General features: G+C 31.5%; 14 protein-coding genes. 4 read left to right on the top strand and 10 right to left on the bottom strand.

Annotated elements, in window-relative coordinates; all coding sequences use genetic code 11:
- Position 1 precedes the first annotated feature (1 nt).
- The 6 genes from ASC44_RS06270 to ASC44_RS06245 all read right to left on the bottom strand — a co-directional run bounded on the left by ASC44_RS06270 (position 2) and on the right by ASC44_RS06245 (position 4,771).
- Positions 2 to 205 (bottom strand): hypothetical protein, encoded by a 204-nt coding sequence (locus ASC44_RS06270; RefSeq protein WP_055446763.1) that lies wholly within the window; start codon positions 203 to 205, stop codon positions 2 to 4.
- Positions 206 to 327: 122 nt separating this feature from the next.
- Positions 328 to 1,128 carry an anti-sigma factor domain-containing protein gene (locus ASC44_RS06265; protein WP_241491413.1) on the bottom strand — a complete coding sequence of 267 codons (801 nt, stop codon included), beginning with the start codon at positions 1,126 to 1,128 and terminating at the stop codon, positions 328 to 330.
- Between the two features lie 15 nt (positions 1,129 to 1,143).
- On the bottom strand, positions 1,144 to 1,674 hold the full coding sequence (locus tag ASC44_RS06260; RefSeq protein ID WP_055446761.1) for an RNA polymerase sigma factor: 531 nt from the start codon (positions 1,672 to 1,674) through the stop codon (positions 1,144 to 1,146).
- Between the two features lie 55 nt (positions 1,675 to 1,729).
- The gene (gene murB, locus ASC44_RS06255) at positions 1,730 to 2,743 is read right to left on the bottom strand and encodes a UDP-N-acetylmuramate dehydrogenase (RefSeq protein ID WP_055446760.1); all 1,014 of its coding nucleotides are present in this window, start codon (positions 2,741 to 2,743) and stop codon (positions 1,730 to 1,732) included.
- Complete coding sequence (locus tag ASC44_RS06250; protein WP_055446759.1) at positions 2,743 to 3,933, bottom strand: pyridoxal phosphate-dependent aminotransferase; 1,191 nt, start codon at positions 3,931 to 3,933, stop codon at positions 2,743 to 2,745. Before ASC44_RS06250 ends, murB begins: the two co-directional genes overlap by 1 nt.
- A 409-nt stretch (positions 3,934 to 4,342) precedes the next feature.
- On the bottom strand, positions 4,343 to 4,771 hold the full coding sequence (locus tag ASC44_RS06245; protein WP_055446758.1) for a DUF1573 domain-containing protein: 429 nt from the start codon (positions 4,769 to 4,771) through the stop codon (positions 4,343 to 4,345).
- 186 nt (positions 4,772 to 4,957) lie between these two features.
- On the opposite strand from ASC44_RS06245, the gene ASC44_RS06240 reads away from it, so the two are divergent.
- Positions 4,958 to 7,594, top strand: coding sequence for a valine--tRNA ligase (locus ASC44_RS06240; RefSeq protein ID WP_055446757.1), 2,637 nt, complete (start codon positions 4,958 to 4,960; stop codon positions 7,592 to 7,594).
- Between the two features lie 73 nt (positions 7,595 to 7,667).
- Here the strand turns inward: ASC44_RS06240 and ASC44_RS06235 are convergent, their stop codons facing one another.
- Positions 7,668 to 8,042 carry a DoxX family membrane protein gene (locus tag ASC44_RS06235; RefSeq protein ID WP_055446756.1) on the bottom strand — a complete coding sequence of 125 codons (375 nt, stop codon included), beginning with the start codon at positions 8,040 to 8,042 and terminating at the stop codon, positions 7,668 to 7,670.
- 384 nt (positions 8,043 to 8,426) lie between these two features.
- On the opposite strand from ASC44_RS06235, the gene ASC44_RS06230 reads away from it, so the two are divergent.
- On the top strand, positions 8,427 to 9,122 hold the full coding sequence (locus ASC44_RS06230; RefSeq protein WP_055446755.1) for a hypothetical protein: 696 nt from the start codon (positions 8,427 to 8,429) through the stop codon (positions 9,120 to 9,122).
- Positions 9,123 to 9,213: 91 nt separating this feature from the next.
- Here ASC44_RS06230 and ASC44_RS06225 read toward each other — a convergent pair whose 3' ends face one another.
- A complete protein-coding gene (locus tag ASC44_RS06225; protein WP_055446754.1) occupies positions 9,214 to 15,729 on the bottom strand; it encodes an alpha-2-macroglobulin family protein in 6,516 nt (2,171 codons plus the stop codon).
- 177 nt (positions 15,730 to 15,906) lie between these two features.
- On the opposite strand from ASC44_RS06225, the gene ASC44_RS06220 reads away from it, so the two are divergent.
- The gene (locus ASC44_RS06220; RefSeq protein ID WP_055446753.1) at positions 15,907 to 16,863 is read left to right on the top strand and encodes a tetratricopeptide repeat protein; all 957 of its coding nucleotides are present in this window, start codon (positions 15,907 to 15,909) and stop codon (positions 16,861 to 16,863) included.
- Positions 16,864 to 17,011: 148 nt separating this feature from the next.
- Positions 17,012 to 18,367 (top strand): UDP-N-acetylmuramate--L-alanine ligase, encoded by a 1,356-nt coding sequence (locus ASC44_RS06215; protein WP_055446752.1) that lies wholly within the window; start codon positions 17,012 to 17,014, stop codon positions 18,365 to 18,367.
- 58 nt (positions 18,368 to 18,425) lie between these two features.
- On the opposite strand, the gene ASC44_RS06210 is transcribed toward ASC44_RS06215, so the two are convergent.
- Positions 18,426 to 19,118 (bottom strand): RNA-binding protein, encoded by a 693-nt coding sequence (locus tag ASC44_RS06210; RefSeq protein ID WP_055446751.1) that lies wholly within the window; start codon positions 19,116 to 19,118, stop codon positions 18,426 to 18,428.
- A 213-nt stretch (positions 19,119 to 19,331) separates the two neighbouring features.
- Positions 19,332 to 20,819, bottom strand: a complete 1,488-nt coding sequence (locus ASC44_RS06205) for a glycosyltransferase family 39 protein (protein ID WP_055446750.1) — start codon at positions 20,817 to 20,819, stop codon at positions 19,332 to 19,334.
- Positions 20,820 to 20,965 lie beyond the last annotated feature (146 nt).

Here is a 20,965-nt window from a genome sequence, read left to right as displayed (position 1 = left end):
ATTACGAGTGTTGAATATCCTCGCAGTTTTCGAATTGGTCTGGAGTTTTACCGCAAAATCCACAAGCATCTCCATCTTTATTAAGCATAGGATTCTGGCTAGCGCAAGTACCTGCAAATTTACCATCCTTTTTTGCCCAAATTTTAATGGCGATTCCTGCAACGGCAATACCTAATAATGCTAAAGTAAGTAGTAAAAGTTTCAATAGAATTTATTTTAAATTTCTTCTACAAAGATACTATTTTATTCTTTTTTATTTAAATTTAGTACTAATAAAAAAAGCTTCACAAATTTGTGAAGCTTTATATTGGTAATGTAAAGTGTTTTTTAATCTTCAAGTTTTAACTCTATCTCTGCGACAGGAGTATCTGTAGAGTTGTTATTGGGATTAATTCCTTTCTGTTCAATAGTAATGCTTATACCTAAAGCATCTTTAGTGTAAGGTATTTGCTGTAAGCGTCTATCTTTAACACTTAGAATTCCTAGATTAACTTTTTTATCCTGTAAATCTGCCCACATTTGAAATTCTTGATCTTTAGATAAAATAGGGAGCGAGACAACATCTATCATTGATGTTCTTTCTTTAGGATTTATATAAACTATAGTTTTTAAATTTTTAGCACGACGGTTACCTTTTAAAATATATTTTTCAGTTTCCGTATTATTTAATTGAGAAAATTGTTCTGCCAAGGCATCGAACTTTAAACTGTTGTGATCTATGTCACTTCTTAAATCGTATAGTTCATCTACAATTACTTGATTTTCATTTAATAAATCTTGATTCTGAAAAAAGAAATATACTGAACTACCAGCAAATACTAATGCTGCAACGCTAGCTGCAATTCCAAAATTAAACCATGATTTCTTTGTTTTTTTAGTTAAAGAAATAACTGGTTTGTCATCTAGGGTTTCTAATATATCACCAAGAAGATGCGTAGGAGCTTCTTCTGCATTTGCAAAGGCAACTAATTCTAATTTGCTCTCGAGAGCATTATAAGCTTCCTTAACTTCTGGAAAAGTGTTTATATAGGTTTCTACCTCAAGGCTCTCTTGGGTATTGGTTAGACCTATTAGATATCTTTCTAACAAATCAGATTTTAAAAATGTGTCTTTATCAACAGTCATCATTTCGCGGTTTTACAATTAAGGGTTGTAAATTTTTTTTAATTCTCGTAAACCTATTTTTAATCTAGATTTAATTGTTCCTAATGGAATATTCAGTTCTTCGCTTGCTTCTTGTTGGGTCATGCCTTCAAAAAATAGCGCATTTAAAACTACCTGATATTTTAACTCTAAACTACTCAAGTGCTTTTGTATATCTAAAGTGTCTTGATTTAAACTATTGGTCGTCAGTTTATATACGTTGGAATCTTCTATTTGGACTTCTTTATTCGTTTTGTTCTTTAAAGAACGCACTTTATCTATTGCAGAATTATAAAATATACGATATAACCACGTAAATAATTTTGCTTTAGAAGGGTCGTAAGTCTTTCCTTTTTTCCAAACTTTTATAAAACTTTCTTGCAGTACATCTTGCGCAATATCCTCATCTGAAATCACTTTTCTAACAACACCTAAAAGTGCTCCAGAGTAGTGTTCGTATAGAAGTGAAATGGCTTTTTTGTTGCCATTTTTTAATAAAGCTATAATGTCTTGTTCAATTGAAGTACTCAAACTATGTTGGTGTCTTTTATTAGTTAGTTTAACTTTACGATTGGAAACTTATTGTTTAAAGAATATTAACTTCTGCTTCAATCGAGATATTAAAGATACGATAAATTGTTTTTTGAATTAGTTTTGATAGCTCAAGAATATCCTCGCCTTTTGCTCCTCCATAATTAACTAAAACAAGTGCTTGCTTTTTATGAACACCATAGTTATTAAAGGTCTTGCCTTTAAAGCCTGCTGTTTCGATAAGCCACCCAGCTGGAATTTTAACTTCGTTGCTTGAAACAGGATAACTAGGTGCATTAGGAAAATTTTGTTTTAAATTCTCATAATTTTCACTTGAAATGATTGGGTTCTTGAAGAAACTACCACTGTTGCCAATTTTTTTTGGATCTGGAAGTTTACTCTGTCTTATTGCTATAACGGCATTAGAAACATCTTGTATTGTAGGGCTTTTTATTTGCATGTCTTCTAACTGCGAAATAATAGCACCATAATTAGTATGTAATTGATGATTATTTTTAGAAAGCTTAAATACAACACTTGTAATTACGTATTTGCCTTTAGCTTCATTTTTAAAAATCGAATTTCTATATCCAAAATGACAGTCTTTATTTTTAAAAACTTCAATTTTTAAAGTTTCTAAATTTAAAGCTTCACATGATATAAAATTGTCTTTTAGTTCGATACCGTATGCTCCAATATTTTGAATTGGAGAGGTGCCAACATTTCCAGGGATTAGAGACATATTCTCTAATCCTCCGAAATTATTATCTAAACACCAAAGTACAAATTCGTGCCAGTTCTCTCCTGCATTGGCTTTAATGAGCACATGGTTTTCTTTATCTTCAATAACCTTAGTGCCTTTTAAATTAAGATGAATTACAAGTGCATCGACATCTTTTGTTAAAAGCATATTACTGCCACCACCAAGCATTATTTTTTGTGGATAGTCTTCGAGTTGTAAAATAGAAATTAATTCAAGTAAAGTAATTACCGAAATAAAATGACGTGCCTTTACATCAATACCAAAGGTGTTGTAGTTTTTTAAGGATATGTTATGTTGAATTCGCACTAATCTTTATACACTTTAAGTGCTTCTTTAAGAATATTTACTGACTTTACTAAGCTTTCTTTGTTAAGTACGTAAGCAATCCTTATTTGGTTTAAACCAACTCCAGGAGTAGAGTAGAAGCCTGCTGCAGGAGCAACCATTATTGTTTCTCCATTCACTTCAAAGTCTTCTAAAAGCCATTGTGCAAATTTATCACTGTCTTTTATAGGAAGCTCTGCAATACAATAAAAAGCGCCTTTTGGGTTTCCAACTTTAACACCTTCAATTTTATTTAATTCAGTAATTAAAGTGTTTCTTCTTTCTACATACTCTTCAATAACATCATCAAAATAACTTTGTGGTGTTTCTAAAGCTGCTTCACTAGCAATTTGTGCTAGTGTTGGAGGACTTAATCTTGCTTGAGCAAATTTTAAAGCCGTTTTTATTACTTGTTTATTTTTAGAAACTAAACAACCAATTCTAGCACCACACATGCTGTAACGTTTCGAAACAGAGTCAATTACTATTGCGTAATCGTCTAGTTCTTCTTCTTGTAAAATAGAATAATGTTTAGCACCGTCGTAGGCGAACTCTCTGTAGACTTCGTCTGCAATTAAAAACAAATCATGTTTTTTTACAATGTCTGCTAATTTTTTAATTTCTTCTTTAGAATATAAATAACCTGTTGGGTTTCCTGGGTTACAAATTAAAATCGCTTTTGTTTTAGGCGTTATTAATTTTTCGAACTCTTCTATTGCAGGTAAAGCAAAATTATCTTCTATTTTAGAAATAACAGGAACAACTTTTACTCCAGATGCTGTTGAGAAACCATTGTAGTTTGCATAAAATGGTTCTGGAATAATAACTTCATCGTCTACATCCATAATGCTTCCAAAGGCAAATAAAAGTGCTTCACTTCCGCCTGTAGTAACAATAATGTCATCATGCTTTACATGAATATCATTTTTAGCATAATAGTCTGCTATTTTTTGTCTGTATGTTTCAGAACCTTCAGATCTAGTGTAAGCTAAAATCTCTAAAGAGTTATTTTTTACAGCGTCTAAAGCTATTTGAGGTGTTTTTATATCTGGTTGTCCAATATTTAAATGATAAATACTTTTACCTTGTTTAGTTGCTTTTTCTGCAAATGGAACAAGCTTTCTTATTGGAGATTCAGGCATTGATAGCCCTTTTTTAGAAATAGATGGCATATGATTGTATTTTAAAAAACAAAGTTGCAAAAAAAAGTTTAATCTGTGTTAATATATTCTTTAACTTCAGTTGCTATTAAAATTAAAATCACTTTTCCTTTTTTTAGAATCTCATGTTGGGAATATGCCAATTATCTTTTTGCAAGAACTGGATGTTCTCGAAATTTATAATGCATCAACCATTTAACTTAAAGGCTCAATAAGTCGTGGTTAAGTGGAAGTATTATAACCGTTATGAAATTCGTTTAAGATACGTGACGCCATAAATAATAACCAATATTTTTTTTAAAAAAGATTGAAACGGTAGTTAGGAGAAGTAAATTAAGGTAGTTTTTAAATTAGAATCCTTTATAAAATAAAAAAGCCGAAAACAATTGTTTTCGGCTTTTAAAATATTTTGGAGGATGGATTATTTTTCCATAACACTTTTAGTTCTTGATTTTTCTAATACGCTTGTTTTAGACGGATCAATAACTTTTCCTTTAATAGATAATGAAACAGTAGGTGTTGTAGCATTAGATAAAACAGTAATTGTTTTTCTAATTGGGTTAACACGATTAGTATCATATTTCACTTCAATTTCTCCAGTCATTCCTGGCATAATTGGAGCTTTAGGCTTTTTAGGGACTGTACATCCACAGCTAGAACTTACTTTAGATACAATTAATGGAGCATCTCCGGTATTTGTAAATTCAAAAACTCTAATGCCATCTGCACCTTTTTCAATGGTACCGTAATCTATTGTTGTTTCTTTAAATTCAATTTTTGCTACCTTTTCTTGAGCATTAATTGAGAATGTAATTAATCCTACAAATAATAATGTTATTAAATTTTTCATTTTATTTTGATTTTTAATGGTTCGTAAATTTAACTACTTTTTATTCCTTCTGCAAAAATATTAGATGTAATACAATCTCGCAAGTACATTCAGTATATTTAACTATACATTAATACTAGTTAATATTTCGCAGAAACAGAAATATAAGTATTTTTGCTAATCAATATTCAAAAACTATTCCAAAGTATGAGCATTCCATCTAAATATGATGCAAAAACGGTAGAAAACAAATGGTACAGCTACTGGACAGAGCATAATTATTTTCATTCTACACCAGACGAAAGAGAACCTTACACCATAGTAATTCCACCTCCAAACGTCACAGGTGTACTGCATATGGGACATATGTTGAATAATACTATTCAAGATGTCTTAATTCGTCGCGCACGTTTGTTGGGTAAAAATGCATGTTGGGTACCTGGAACAGATCATGCTTCTATTGCTACAGAAGCAAAAGTTGTTGCACGTTTAAAAGAGCAAGGTATTGACAAAAATGACCTGACAAGAGATGAGTTTTTAGCACACGCTTGGGATTGGACTGAAGAATATGGAGGTGTAATTCTAGATCAACTTAAAAAATTAGGTTGTTCTTGCGATTGGGAACGCACGAAATTTACAATGGACGACGATATGTCTGAAGCTGTAATTAAAGTGTTTGTCGATTTACATGAAAAAGGATTAATATATAGAGGTTACCGTATGGTAAACTGGGATCCTGAAGCTAAGACAACATTGTCTGACGAAGAAGTAATACATGTAGAGCGCCAAGGAAACTTATACTATATAAATTATAAAATTGAAGGTAGCGACGATACTTTAACTATTGCAACTACAAGACCTGAAACTATTTTTGGAGATGCTGCAATATGTATAAATCCAGAAGATGAACGTTTCACGCATTTAAAAGGAAAGAAAGCAATTGTGCCTATTTGCGGAAGAGTTATTCCTATTATAGAGGACGAATACGTTGATTTAGAATTTGGAACAGGTTGTTTAAAAGTAACACCTGCTCACGATGAAAATGATAAAGTTTTAGGTGATAAACATAAATTAGAAGTAATAGATATTTTTAATGATGATGCTTCACTTAATAGTTTTGGATTGCAATTTGAGGGACAAGATCGTTTTGTTGCAAGAAAGAATGTGGCTAAATTATTAGAAGAAACAGGTGTTTTAGTTAAAACTGAAACGCATATTAATAAAGTAGGAACTAGCGAAAGAACAAAAGCAGTTATCGAACCAAGATTAAGCGACCAATGGTTCTTAAAAATGGAAGAGTTGGTAAAGCCAGCAATTGAAGCTGTTTTAGGTGAGGATGCAGAGATTAAATTATTTCCTAAGAAATTTGAAAATACATACCGTCACTGGTTAGAGAATATTCGCGATTGGAATATTTCTAGACAATTACTTTGGGGGCAACAAATTCCTGCGTATTTCTATGGCGATGGAAAAGAAGATTTTGTAGTTGCAGAAACTATTGAAGCTGCATTAGAAAAAGCTCAGAAAGTTACAGGTAAATCAGATTTAAAAGCTTCAGATTTAAAACAAGATACAGATGCTTTAGATACATGGTTTTCTTCTTGGTTATGGCCAATGAGTGTTTTCGATGGTATTAGAAATCCAGAAAACGAAGAAATTAAATATTATTATCCTACTAACGATTTAGTTACTGGGCCAGATATTTTATTCTTTTGGGTAGCACGTATGATTATTGCAGGTTACGAATATAAAGACGAAAAACCTTTTAATAACGTATACCTAACAGGGTTAGTTCGTGATAAGCAAAGACGTAAAATGTCTAAATCTTTAGGAAACTCTCCTGATGCTTTAAAACTTATCGAAGAATATAGCGCAGATGGTGTACGTGTTGGTATGTTATTTAGTAGTGCTGCCGGAAACGATTTAATGTTTGACGAAGCACTTTGTCAACAAGGAAAAGGTTTTGGAAATAAGGTTTGGAATGCTTTTAACTTAACAAACTTATGGGAAGTTAACGATACGATACCACAACCAAACTCAAGCAAAATTGCTTTAGATTGGTACGAAGCAAAGTTTCAAACGGCTTTAATAGAAATTGAAGATCACTTTAGTAAATACCGTTTAAGCGATGCTTTAATGTCTATTTATAAATTAATTTACGATGATTTTTGTGGTTGGTTACTAGAAATAGTAAAACCAGCTTATCAACAACCAATTGATGCTAAGACGTACAATAGAGTGATGTCGATATTCGAGGAAAACTTGATAATATTACATCCTTTTATGCCATTCTTAACTGAAGATATTTGGCAATATATTGCCGAACGTTCTCCCGAAGAAGCATTAATTGTAGCAAAATGGCCAGAAGCTAAACAAATAAATAAAGATTTAATTTCTCAATTTGAATTTGCTTCGGAAGTTATATCTGGAATAAGAACCGTTAGAAAAGAAAAGAATATAGCGTTTAAAGATGCAATAGGTTTTTCTGTAATAAACAATGAAAAATCTAACACTACTTTTGATGAGGTGATTTCTAAATTAGGAAATCTTGAAAGTATAGAATATGTTACTGAAGCTGTAGAAGGTGCATTAACCTTTAGAGTGAAGTCTAACGAGTATTTTATACCAATGGATGGAAATATAGATGTAGAAGCTGAAATTATAAAACTTACTAAAGAGTTAGAGTATACTGAAGGTTCTTTAAAAATAGCACAAAAGAAGTTATCTAATGAGCGTTTTGTTGCTGGAGCTCCAGAGCAAGTTATTGCTTCTGAGAAGAAGAAAGAAGCAGACGCTTTAGCTAAAATTGAAACTTTAAAAACAAGTTTAGCGAGTTTAAAATAATATTGCAGAGGATAAATAGAATAAAAAGGCTTCCAATTTGGAAGCCTTTTTTTTATTATACTTAATTATTAAATTAACTTAATAGTGCTTTGTATTTGTGTTTGTAACCTATTAGAGCAACTATATTCAAAGCTAATAGCGCCAAAGCTGGTACAATATTTCCAGGATCTAAAACGGCATGAAATAATACTGCATTTACAGAAACACTCATTAAAATTACAGCCATTAATGCACCAAATTTATTGAATATTAATGCTAGACCAGCAACTATTTCTACTAGAGCAACTAGGTCCATGGTTTTACCGTTTACTAAGGCGCCAAAGTAAGCGCCGGCATCTGCACTCATGCCTTCTGGTGCAGGTAAAAAGTTTAAAAATTTATTTAATCCGAAGATTAAAACGAAAATTCCAAGTAAAATTCTTAGAACCATAAATACTTTTGGATTCATAATAGTTGTTTGTTTTGGTTAGTGATTTAAGTTAGGAAATATATTCCATGTAATTAATTCAGTTGGTCGTGAAATAATTAGATTCTTGCTTGAGTTTTTTTTTATAATTAGTTTAAAACTGACTTTAATAGAGAATAGAAATGTTATATGGTACTTTAATTATAATAAGTATTAATACATTTAGAGAATAATAGATGGATTTTTTTTTTTGTTAATATGTGATTTTTTTTGGCTAAAAATTAATAATTTTTGCAATTATTGTTAATTTAAACAGGTGTTATGTTAATTATGTGTAAAATTTTAAGATTATTTTATTGTCAGTTTTTTTTAAGAGGCCTGACTTGGTTTTAAATTTGCATCGAACCAAAACTTTAAACTATAATTATGAAAAATTTAAAAATAACATTATCAGCTTTAGCCATGTCAGGATTAGCGCTTACGTCTTGTATGGATGAAAAGAAATCTAAGGATGCTGATATGGATAAAGTTGAGATGAATGCTCAAAAAGAGAATAAGTCTAACATGGAAGGAAGTCATTCTGACGCAGAAAAAATGATGGGTCATAAAAAGGGCAACAAAATGAGATCTAAGGATGGTAAAGTTGTTGAACGCTCTATGAATGTAGATGTAAATGCAATGCAAATTAGTGGATGGAGTGGATTTAATACGCTATCTGTAGAAATGAAAAAGCTTGAAGGCGCCGATTTAAATACAATGAAAGCAGCGTTACCAAATTTTAAAAACACTATAGCGTCTTTACAGTCAACAAGACCAGAATGGATGATGACAGAGGAGATTACTGAAGATATTGAAGATGTACAAAAAGAATATAATGAGTACATTAAAGAGCAAAATAGTAATGAGAAGAATGTAAAGGAAAATATTGAAGAACTGAATGAAGCTTATGATGATTTAGTTGAAGAAATAAATGAGACTTTTGATAAATACGTAAAAATTAACCGTAAGGCTAGGGAAGAGTATAGAGAAGAGATGGAAGATGATGGAGATATTGATGATGCTCGTGAAGAATACAATGAAGAAATTAAAAAATTAAATAAAGTAGCAGACGATAAAAAATAATTATTATCTAGTCTAAATTTAAAAAACCTCGCAGATGCGAGGTTTTTTGTTTTATAAACTTAAAAGTACAAGTTAAAAAAAGCTGTTAGTTTTATTCAACGATAATCCTAGTACCTTCACTATGGCTACTAAACTCTGGAGCATACATACTTTGTATTGTTGTAATACCATTACTCATATTTCCTGCATTGCTAACACGTAAATCGTATTCAAAAACATAAATACCTTTTGGTAAATAATCGAAAAAGAAATTTGTTGAAGCATCTTTTGTTGCTTCATAATATCCTAAACCATCTTGATATTTGTATTTCGAGATAACATTTACAGGTTCTAAACCTGCAGCTCGCATATCTTTCATGTGTACAAATTCCATAGCACGATCACTTCTTAATTCTATACGCACTCTTACTAAATCTCCAACTTCAAGTTTGGTGTCTTTTGTAATATCTGTTATTACTTCACCTTTATCTGTATTTGTTTTTTTGAAGAGTTTTTTCTTCAATTTTAAAGGTGTTTCTGCCGAGGTAATTTTATCCAAATCCTCGAAATATTGCCAGTATAAACTTCCCCAAGCAATACCATTTCCTTTTTTAGTAATTTTTACATCTGCCATTTCAGGAGTAATTTCAGAACCAGACCAACTGGTTTTATAATATCCAGTTCCAGCTTCTACTTTTACAGCCTCCAATTTGGAAGGCTCAATAGGTTTGTTGCCAACAATAACTTCTACCATATCTGTAACACTTAACCAATCGCTTCCTTGTAGCAGTAAAGCATAGACTGCATCTGTTGTAGCTTTAGTAGTTTTCCAACGGTTGGTTTGCTTGTTTTTAAGTAACCAAATTTTAAGTTCATCTATTGTACTAGTGTTTTGTGCTTCGCTTTGAATAGTAGTTCCAGCTTCAGAAAACGCTTCAATCATTAATGCTTGCGTTTCAATAGGTGCTTGATACCAATACCAAGAATTGGTATTTGCTTTCCAATACATGCCTAATTCTTCGCTAGTAATACTTGTTTCTTTTAACGAGTTTAAAATTTTAGCGGTGGTTACTTCATCTTTATTTCTATGTGCAACCAAAGCCATCATACCTTTTGCGTATAATGGTCTTTTTAGCCAATAGGTTTTAATTTGAGAATGGTAATAATCCATAATCTCGCTAACATCTTTGTTTGGCTTTTTTTCAGGAAAGAAGCTACGCATGTATAAATAGTGTAATTGTGTATAGCTTAGTCTATCAGTATTTAAGTCTGCATCTTTGTCGTATTTTCTAATGTCTTTGTATTCTTTTATGAATTCAGCATCAAGATATTTTAAAGCTTTATTAATCATAGAAGCTTCGCTATCGCTTTGGACGACATTTAGCTTGTCAAGATGTCCAAAACCTGTAATAATATGTTGTGTGATGTATCTATTTGGTCTGTAATCTCCAAACCAAGACCATGCACCACTAGACATTTGATTTTGCTTTAGTTTCTTTTTAGCTTTAGATAATTCGTTATTCATTTTGTTTAAATCGAATAACAACGCAATACGTTTTTTCTGTTCCGTTTCACTTTGTGCATCTCGTAACCAAGGTGTTTCTTGAATTAAAATAGATTTTAATTCTTGGTTTTTTTCAAGGTTACTTAATAAAGCATCTGTGTTTTTCCATTGGTTAAAAACCTCTTGAATTCTAGGATTTGAGTTTGCAATATGGCTAGCCAATGCATTAGCATAGAAACGCGAGAAGGTTTGCTCGTTACACTCATAAGGATATTCCATTAAATATGGTAATGCTTGTACTGCATACCAAGCTGGATTACTCGTTATTTCTAAGGTTAGTTTATGGTTTTTAAGTGTTGTTGAGGTGTTGTCTTTTAATTTATCTAAAGTGAATGTTTTAGTTTGATTACTTCTAATCCACATTGGTAAACTCTCTGTTACTAACATTCTGTTGGTTAAAACAGGTAATGCATTTTGTTCACCATCGCTATAACTTCCAGATTTTGCTATTATCTTATATTGAACGGCTTGAACATTATCTGTAACATCTAAATTCCATGTTACACTTGTGTTGCCTTTAGCGTCAACTGTGAAGCCTAATTCGTTATATGAATTTGATAATTCATTATCTATGGATTCTCCTGTTAAAGCATCGAACAACTGAAGCACTGCAACACCTTTTAATTCCTTTTTAGTAAGATTAGAAATTTTAGTTGAAATTTTTATTTGATCGCCTTGACGTAAAAAACGTGGCACGTTTGGCAACACCATTAATTCTTTTTGTGTTACTGTTGTAAGCGATGTTGTTGCATTTTCTAAAGTTTTAGTATGCGCAAGTAATTGTAATTTCCATTTGGTTAAAGCTTCTGGAGTTGTAAAACTAAAAGACACACTACCAGATTCATCTGTTTGCAATTGTGGAAAGAAAAACGCAGTTTCTTGAAGGTTTTTACGGATTTTGACGTCGTCAAAATTTGCGCTAGCATTGTTTTTGTTAGTAATAATAATTATAGCACCATTTGTTCCTTTAGCTCCATATAGCGCTGTTGCTTCAGGTTCTTTTAAGAAATTTGATGAAATTATACTTTTTATGTTTAACTCGTTTAACATTTCACTCGTAGAAATTATACCATCAATAACTATAAGTGCTTTGTTGCTTTCAGTAATTGAATTATATCCACGTAAAATAATTTTAGCATCTCCTTCAACATCAGCCTCTAGGGAAGGAGCAGACTTTTTCAAAGTTTCTGTACTATAAGCTAAACTTTTTGCACTTCTTTCAATGCCCATTGCAGAAATAACAACTTCTTCTAATTTGCTTTCATCTTGATTTATATAAATTTTTAATGAATTGTTCATGTCTAAAGTAATATAGGTATTAGTATCTATATACTTTATAATAATTTTATCCCCAATTTTAGCTTTTATTGAAAAATAACCATCAAAATCTGTAATTACACTCTCATTATTAACAAGTACTTTTGCTCCTGTAACTGGTAGATTATCACTGTCATAAACATAACCTACAATTATCCCAGCTTTTAAGTCTTTATCATAAGTACCAATAGTTTGTTTTTGTCTTAGTTTTTGCAAATACTGCTGGTATTTCCATTGGTTATTCAAACTAAAACCAAACCAATTTAATTGATCATATTGCTGAGTTGGTGAATAGTTCTTAAAAGAAACATGTCTATTCACATTAAATCCTGTATTACCAAAACTCTTATTAGCATTACGTCTAAACCTAGAGTAGTAGGTAGCACGATTAATAGGATTAAAACTCCAGTTGTGAGTTTTAAATTCGTCTAAAGAAGCATCGTACATGCTTGCTAAAAGTTCAGCAGCGATTTTATCTCCTTTTGGACCTTTAATTTTAAATTTCCAAGTTTCGTCTGTTCCTGGTTGTAGCTTATCTCTAAAGGTTAGTGTTTCAATCTCTAAATCTGTTTTAGGATAAGGCACGTTTATTTTAACTGTATTGGTATGAAAACTATTAAAAGCCGCAAAGCTATAATGTACCACAAAACCACCGAGATCTTTTGTGCTTATTGGAATACGAATGGTTTTTCTGTTTCCGTTTAATTTTGTAATTTCAGTTTTAATAATTTTTTGATCCTTTTCAATATCTACAGTAACCCAAATATTATCTGCTGCAGTTGCTAAGCTTATTTCTACTGTGTCGTTAGTTGTGTATTGCTCTTTGTCTGTTGTAATACTAAATAATTGATTGTCCGCTAATAGTTCGTCTTTGTCACTAAATAATCTGGTTTTAGCTTCATCTTTTACATCTTGATCAAACTTATCTTTGGTTTCAAGAATTACAATATATTCTCCAGATTGCCATTTTTTAATGTTACCTAAGTCTAGGTGTTTAGACTTTTCGGTGTCGAATTTTTTATCGAAAACCAATTTGCCTTTTTTCCAGTTTTCCGTTTGGTGTTCGTTTGTGTACGCTTCATTTGGGAAACGGTTTTTAAAGTCGGCTTCTGTAAAGTTTTGATAATCTGGAGCATTCCAAGGTCTTGGACGTAATACATTATTTGGCGCTTTTAACTTGTAAATTTTAAGTGTGCCTTTAGCAGCCACAAATTCCCCATTTAAGTTTTTTGTGTCTATAGTTATTTTATGGTCTTTATTGGTTTTGTCTAAATTATTATCAATACCAATAGTTGCAGTTAAAGCATGATAACCAACATTTACAATAGTTGTTGCGCTGCGTGTTTCGCCATTAATATCTGTAACGTCGGCAGTAATTTCGTAATTAAAAATAGGTAAACTTGTTTTGTCTACACTTTCATCTGGAATAGCTTTAAAGGTAATCTCGTAATTTCCAGATGCATCTGTAGTGGTTTCACCTTGTGTAATTTCTTGACCTTGATCTCTAGTATTATTAGGTCTTCTCCAATAGTACCAACGTGGATATTGCACATTACGCTTTACACGGTATACTACTTTTGCATCACTAATAGTTGAGCCTGCAAAAGCTAAAGCTTCACCAGTTACTTTTACACTATCGTTAACTTTTATGGTTTCAGTTATTGGCTTAAAGTTGGTTTCGAATTTAGGACGTTTATATTCTTCAACTTGAATATTTGTATAGCCACTATGCGAGTTTTTACCAGTTAAACGAATTGAAAAATCACCTGTCAATCCGCCTTCTGGGAGTATAAATTCTCCAGCAACAGATCCATAGTCGTTTGTTTTTAAATCGAGTTCTTTTACCGTTTCTCCGTTAACATTATATAATACAGCTTTTATGTTTTGGTTTTCTAAAACTTCAGATTTATTATCTTCAGTTTTCATAGAAATACCTTTAAAAAAGACGGTTTGTCCTGGTCTGTAAATACTTCGGTCTGTAAAAACAAAAGTGCTATATCTTGGTTTATCGTCTTGATTGTAATCTCTATAATAATTATTTATATATAGATTCGAGTAGTGGGCTACATCATTTGTAGTTTCAATTGTCACATTAGCACTATTACGTCTCTTACTAGATTTAGTAATGGATAATTTTCCATTCGAGTCTGTGGTCGTATTTACCGTTTCTACCTTTTCATTTCTATAAGTATATTCAAGTTTAACTTTTGCATTAGCAATAGGCTCGCCATTATTTCTATCAATAAATTGCAAATGTTTATTTTCTGAATCGTCATATTCTAACATTGCAATATTGGTAATTTGTACCAATGTAAGCGCCTTGAAGTTTTCATTTAAAGCTGAAGTATTAGCAGTAATAATATAACGGCCATTATCTAGCTTGGGTAGCAAGATCTCTGCAGCATGTCTCTGGTAGTCTTTTTCGTTTTTAAGTGAAGCATCCCAGTTCTTTACAGCATCTAGTTCTTTTATAAACGTTTCTTGTTCGTTGTTTCTAGATATTTTTATAAAGTCTTTATATTGTCTTTCTGTTAATTTATATGCTGCAAGATTAATAGCATCTAATGCTTTATAAGTTACTAAAAGACGCGCTTCGGTTTGAATAGGAAGTATACTTTCTGTGGTTATTTGCAAACTTGGGTTTTCCATGTGCTGCTTCAACACGCCACATTGTTCTGCTCCTTTGCTTTTAGGGAATTTAGAAATAGCAAAATCGCAAATGGCAATCGCTTCTTTAATTTTCCATCTCACATCTGTATTAGTTTCAGGGTTGTAAGACGAGCCTTGCTTATTATAATTAGAAGCCATTTGAAAACTATATAATGCAGAAACCTCGTGTGTTTTGTGTTTTTCAATTTCGGCATTAAGAGCAGAAATATAAAGATTGTCGCTATCACTAAAAGTACCATATTGCTCTACAAATTTTAAACGCTCAATATTAACATCTGCTAAAGCATAAGGTTCTTTGTCATTTAAATGAAATTTTATAAGCTCCTTGTATAAGTTTAAAGCGTTTAGTTCTAAAGAAGACGTGTCTTTAGAAACTATGTTTAAATTAGCAAAGGCATCTGAAGCTGATAAATAACGAGCATCATCAATAATAAATTTATAAGCAGGTCTTGTAATTCGGCTTTCTTGATGCTTATAGAAAATTAGTGCGTTGTGTGCTAGAAAATCGAATAAACTTGGTCTGTAAATTTTCGAATCTTTTTGTTTGTTAATAATAACATCAAAATCCTTTAAATGGGTTTGTTGTAAAATTAATCCATTATCAAGCGAATTTTTGTACTGTAAATGCACTTCCTCAAACAGCGTTTCTAAATCCCAAGTTCTAAAATCGGTAACATCTACTTTATCGTTTGTTTTCGTTCTGTTATAAAATTTATATCTATTTTGCTGAAAATATTGCCAATATAAAGTTGCCAAAACATTCTCTAAAACATTTTTAGTTGGTGCTTTGCTTATTTTTATTTCGGCTTTAAAAGCATCAATAATATTAAGTTGTGCATCTTCTTCAAGCGTAAGCATGAACTTGCTTTTAAACAACATTATTTTAATAAGTTGCGGAGAATTATTTTCGGCTTTAGCCTTAACTTCAATTTTCTCTAAAGCTTTTAACGCAGATTTTGGCAAACCGTCAACCTCAAAATTTTCAACCTCACTCCATAATTTGGAATAGTTGTTGGTTTGAGAGAAAGCAGTATTGGCAAAGAGAATAATCATTAATAGAGTAACTAATTTGTTCATTTTAATCGGTTTTTTAAGCAATATACTTGCAAAGTATCATCTAGAAAACACTAAATGCGTAACACTAGCGTTTGAATGAGTGAACTAAGCAATATTAAAAGTAAAGCTTTTATTTTCCTTGTGAAAATCAAAAACAATACCAATAGATTATTATTTTAGCATTAACTTAAAGTTATTATGAATAAAGCACTTCTCGTTATCCTATTTCTACCTTTATTATTAGTAGGGCAATCAAGCCTTGTTGATGCTGAAACCTTAATTAAAAATAAAAAATTCGCTAAGGCAGAAACAATCCTAATTGCATACATAGAAGAAAATCCAAATAATTTGCAAGCTTCCGAATTATTAGGAGATGCCTATGGACATCAGAAAAAATGGGACGAAGCCATAACATATTATAAGCAGTTAGTAGAAGCAAAACCAACCGAAGCCAATTTTCATTATAAATATGGAGGTGCTTTGGGTATGAAAGCGCTAACCATTAGTAAATTAAAAGCTTTAGGCATTATTGGAGATGTTAAAACTGCTTTTTTAAAAGCAGCAGAGCTCGATCCAAATCATTTAGATGCACGTTGGGCATTAGTAGAATTATACATGCAATTACCAGGTATTATTGGAGGTAGTAAAAGTAAAAGTTTTAAGTATGCGAACGAGTTAGAGAAACTATCTGTAGTAGACGGTTATTTAGCCAAAGGTTACATTTACGAGTATGACGACGAACCAGAATTAGCCGAAAAATTCTACAAAAAAGCCATAGAAGAAGGAGGTTCTATTACTTGTTACGATAAGCTGACAAAGCTCTACGAAAAAGAAGGAAAATCTACAGAAGCTATAACCAATCTCGAAGCAGCGCATGTAAAACACAAGCGCAATGCTATGCATTATCAAATAGGTAAAGTGTGTGCAGATTATAACGTGCAACTAGAAAAAGGTGAGTTTTGCCTAAAAGTGTATATAGAGAATTATAGTGCAAAAGATGGTGTGCCAAAAGCTTGGGCTTATTACAGATTAGCACAAATTTATACACATAAAAAGAATAAGGAAGAAGCGACAATCTGGATTGATAAAGCCATTGCAGATTTACCTAAAATAGACGTTTTTAAAATCGAGAAGCAAACCATAAATAATCTTTAATTTTTGGGCGTTACCTAAAGGTCGCGCTGTCACAAGTCGCTATCAGAGATGAGCTCCAACAATTGTTCCATCCCTAACGCAGAAATCCTGACACTTCATTAAAATTTAGTATTACAATTCATATATTTACACTTCATTAAACAACTCTATGAACGTACATTTTATAGCCATTGGAGGTAGTGCCATGCACAATCTCGCATTAGCATTACATAATAAAGGATACCAAGTAACAGGAAGTGACGATACTATTTTCGAACCTTCAAAATCAAGATTAGAAGCTAAAGGTTTATTGCCTGAAGTTTTTGGTTGGTTTCCAGAGAAAGTAACGTCTAATTTAGACGCTATTGTTTTAGGTATGCATGCTAAAAAAGATAATCCTGAGCTGTTAAAAGCACAAGAATTAGGCTTAAAAATTTACAGTTATCCAGAGTTTTTATACGAACAGTCTAAACACAAAACCAGAGTTGTTATTGGTGGAAGCCATGGAAAAACAACTATAACATCTATGATTCTGCATGTTATGCATTATCACGATCGCGATGTCGATTATATGGTTGGTGCACAACTTGAAGGTTTCGATGTTATGGTTAAACTAACCGAAGACAACGATTTTATTGTTCTTGAAGGCGATGAGTATTTAAGCTCACCAATAGACAGACGACCAAAATTTCATCTCTATAAACCAAATATTGCGTTATTAAGTGGTATTGCTTGGGATCATATTAATGTGTTTCCAACCTACGAGAACTATGTAGAGCAGTTTAGTATATTTTTAGACTCGATAGTGCAAGGCGGAAGTATTAATTATAACGAAGAAGATGCTGAGGTAAAAAGAGTAGTGGAAGCTAGCGAAAATCAAATTAGAAAACTCGCATATAAAACACCAGAATACACAGTAGAAAATGGTGAAACATTGTTAGAAACTCCCGAAGGTCCTTTGCCAATAGAAGTCTTTGGAAAACATAATCTTAACAATCTTGCAGGCGCAAAATGGGTTTGCCAACACATGGGAATCGATGAAGACGATTTCTACGAAGCTATTTCTACATTTAAAGGCGCAAGTAAACGTTTAGAGAAAATTGCTGAAAGCAAAAACAGTGTTGCTTATAAAGATTTTGCACATTCGCCAAGTAAAGTAGAAGCCACTACAAATGCGGTTAAAGAACAATACGAAAACCGAACTTTAGTAGCGTGTTTAGAATTACATACTTATAGTAGTTTAAATGCTGAGTTTTTAAAAGAATATAAAGGCGCTTTAGATGCAGCAGATGTTGCAGTGGTGTTTTATTCTCCACATGCTGTAGAAATTAAAAAATTAGAGGAGGTAACGCATGAGCAAATAGCAAACGCTTTCCAACGAGACGATTTAATTATTTATACCAATCCAGAAGAATTTAAAGATTTTTTGTTTTCTCAGAATTTTGATGATAAAGCGTTGCTTTTAATGAGTAGTGGTAATTATGGAGGTTTGGATTTTGAGGCTTTGAAAGCTTTGATTGGGTAGGGTTTTGGGTGCAGTTCGTTTAACGGGTTTGTGTATAAGGTTAGATGCGTGGTTATTTTTATATTAGTAAACCTCTTTCAAATTTATTTAAATTAGGTTTAAAATTCTCAAGGGATTCTTTTCCTAATTCGACAATGTTAATCCATTTTTTATCATTCAGAATTGCTTTATGGTCATAGTCATTATTGTTCGGTGAATCATATTCGGAAAGTAGCCTATTCCATTCAGAAATTGATTCGTATTCTTTTTGAGTTACTAATCCTTTTTTAATAGACTTTTCGTAATTATCTGATAAATCCAAATCGTCAAAATATGAACACATAAATTCTACGAAAGAATAATATGGATTTGTATTATTTTGGTCGAGCCAAGTTCGTTTTTGGTATTCCAAATTTGTCAAATCCTTAATCATTAAAATCCAAGTTCTTTTCCAAGTTTCGGCATCCATTTTCGGTTCAATAATTTCTATTTTTTTGGGAACTCTATTTCTCGGAATAAAACCGTGAATTTTTCCATCTGGTGTCTTACTTTCATATCTAGATTTAATGTAAGGTCTAGCTCCATCTGCGGGTTCAAAAGTTTCTTTTAAGTAACCTTTTTCTTCTCTAGATAATTCTCTTATAGTTCCATTTTCTTCTACGTGTACATATTCAAATTCATCTTCCGTTTTCCTTAATGGAACAAAATACAATAAGTAAATTGATAAAATTATTAGAATTATAATTCCTAAAATCCAAAGAAATATTGTCATTCAATCGGTTTTTTATAATATTGCACGATGTTTTATATCATAAGTTAAACGAAGTTCGACTATTTTTTTGACAAATTCAATTACTAGAAACAGCTAAAAGTTTTCTCGATAATAGATGGCATTTGCTATTAATAAAATCTTTTAATTATGGAGGTTTAGACTTTAATTGAGGTTGTTAAATAGGTTGTTAATTAAGCGAATACCGTGCTTTTTCTATAAATTATTTGTTGTTAAAGGTTTGCTAATAATAATGCCATCTTTAAAATAAGATATGTTGTAGTTTTTAAAGTAATCTAATAAAAATTCCTTTGAGACAAAATAGCCTCTATTCATTTTATTAAAAAGTAGGATGTCCCTTTTACCCAAGGCTACTTCTTTGGCCATAAAACTAATATCCTGAGTAAACTGTTCGCTTTTAGCAACAGGAACAAGAGTGGTCGTTATATTTTTATGTAACCTCATAACGCCATAAGCATTACTATAAACATCCAATAAATTATTTTGAAATGCGTGCTGTAAGACCTCCGAGTTTTTCCATGCTAAAGAAGTATATCCAGAACCGTTATTATAATGATTTTTCCATATTGATTTGTTGTTGTCTATCGAGTGGTAAAATAGAAAAATAAAGCTGAGAGATACTACCAAGTTCAATTGCTTGTATTCTATTTTAAAGTTTAAAATTAGAGCAATTAATAATATAATTAATGGAAAAACACAAGAGAAAATACGGTTACCAATTGGAATTTCAGAATCAAAAAATGATAATGCTACAATTATAAATAGAACGTAACTTACTATTAAAGTTGTTAATAGGCGAACATAAGGCTTATAAGTAACTATGTTATTCTTTATTAACCTCGGGATTAAGGTAATTTGTGTCTTTAGTAATCCTACAATAATTAATACTAAAAAAATGGCATTAACGAATGTAAGCGAAACAAACCAGTGCGCTATAGTTTTTAGAATACGAAATAGCTGATGCAGACTTACAGGATGAAAATAAAATTCTCTAATGTTTCTAGGTGCATCCATTCCATAGGAGTAAAGTAGCCATAATAGAAATAAAGAAGCAGTACAAAGGGAGTATATAATTAGAGTCCTTAATTTAAAACCAATAGTCTTAGGCTGAATAAAGAGAAGGTAAATACAGCAACCTGTAATAAAACCTATACCAGCATACCTTGTTAAAATTAGCAAGCCAGAGACAATACCAGATCCTATTAAGTATTTTATATTATCATGTTTTATAAACTTTAAGAAAAGTAGAAGGATAATTAGTAATAGACTTAAAAAGAGACCTTCACTAAGTAGGTAAGTATGCCTTAATACTGCTGCAGAAGTAACAATAATAATGGGTAATGTGATTTTGTAAAAGAACTTTAATTCAAGAATCTTTACTATTTTATAAGTTATAAGTGGTAGACTAAATATTAAAAAAGCATTTAAATACCATCCCGCCAATTGAACGGTTGTACTAGTTATTTTAGAAAATAAAGCAAGCATTATAGAATATAGCGGTGGCCAATGACTTACAAAAATACCATCTTCATCTACAAATCCATCACCATTTAAAAGACTTTCTGCAACAAACATATACTGTACAGAGTCTGAAGTAAGACCAAGTTTAAAAGAATGAGTAAAGCATAAGTAACTCCCTAAAGATAAGATTGATACTAGTAGGACAAAAAATTTAGCTTTCATTTTTTTATTTTAAAACACCATATTCACCGATATAGTAAATAGTTCGAGCACTGTCATTCCAATTTATTTATTTTCTTCATTTATTCTCATCAAATTAAAAACTCCTATTTGGAAGGCGCATTCTAAAAGAGATAGAGTAGTCTGTT

Origin of the sequence: Lacinutrix mariniflava (assembly GCF_001418015.1) — a bacterium.
GTDB lineage: Bacteria > Bacteroidota > Bacteroidia > Flavobacteriales > Flavobacteriaceae > Lacinutrix > Lacinutrix mariniflava.
This window is presented reverse-complemented; position numbering and strand designations above follow the sequence as displayed.

Bases quoted from the DNA above. Each gene is read 5' to 3' on its own strand.
- ASC44_RS06230 (WP_055446755.1), top strand. From the start codon at position 8,427: ATGAAAAATTTAAAAATAACATTATCAGCTTTAGCCATGTCAGGATTA.
- ASC44_RS06235 (WP_055446756.1), bottom strand. From the start codon at position 8,042: ATGAATCCAAAAGTATTTATGGTTCTAAGAATTTTACTTGGAATTTTC.
- ASC44_RS06245 (WP_055446758.1), bottom strand. From the start codon at position 4,771: ATGAAAAATTTAATAACATTATTATTTGTAGGATTAATTACATTCTCA.
- ASC44_RS06225 (WP_055446754.1), bottom strand. From the start codon at position 15,729: ATGAACAAATTAGTTACTCTATTAATGATTATTCTCTTTGCCAATACT.
- ASC44_RS06210 (WP_055446751.1), bottom strand. From the start codon at position 19,118: ATGACAATATTTCTTTGGATTTTAGGAATTATAATTCTAATAATTTTA.
- ASC44_RS06215 (WP_055446752.1), top strand. From the start codon at position 17,012: ATGAACGTACATTTTATAGCCATTGGAGGTAGTGCCATGCACAATCTC.
- ASC44_RS06205 (WP_055446750.1), bottom strand. From the start codon at position 20,819: ATGAAAGCTAAATTTTTTGTCCTACTAGTATCAATCTTATCTTTAGGG.
- ASC44_RS06240 (WP_055446757.1), top strand. From the start codon at position 4,958: ATGAGCATTCCATCTAAATATGATGCAAAAACGGTAGAAAACAAATGG.
- ASC44_RS06265 (WP_241491413.1), bottom strand. From the start codon at position 1,128: ATGATGACTGTTGATAAAGACACATTTTTAAAATCTGATTTGTTAGAA.
- ASC44_RS06250 (WP_055446759.1), bottom strand. From the start codon at position 3,933: ATGCCATCTATTTCTAAAAAAGGGCTATCAATGCCTGAATCTCCAATA.
- ASC44_RS06220 (WP_055446753.1), top strand. From the start codon at position 15,907: ATGAATAAAGCACTTCTCGTTATCCTATTTCTACCTTTATTATTAGTA.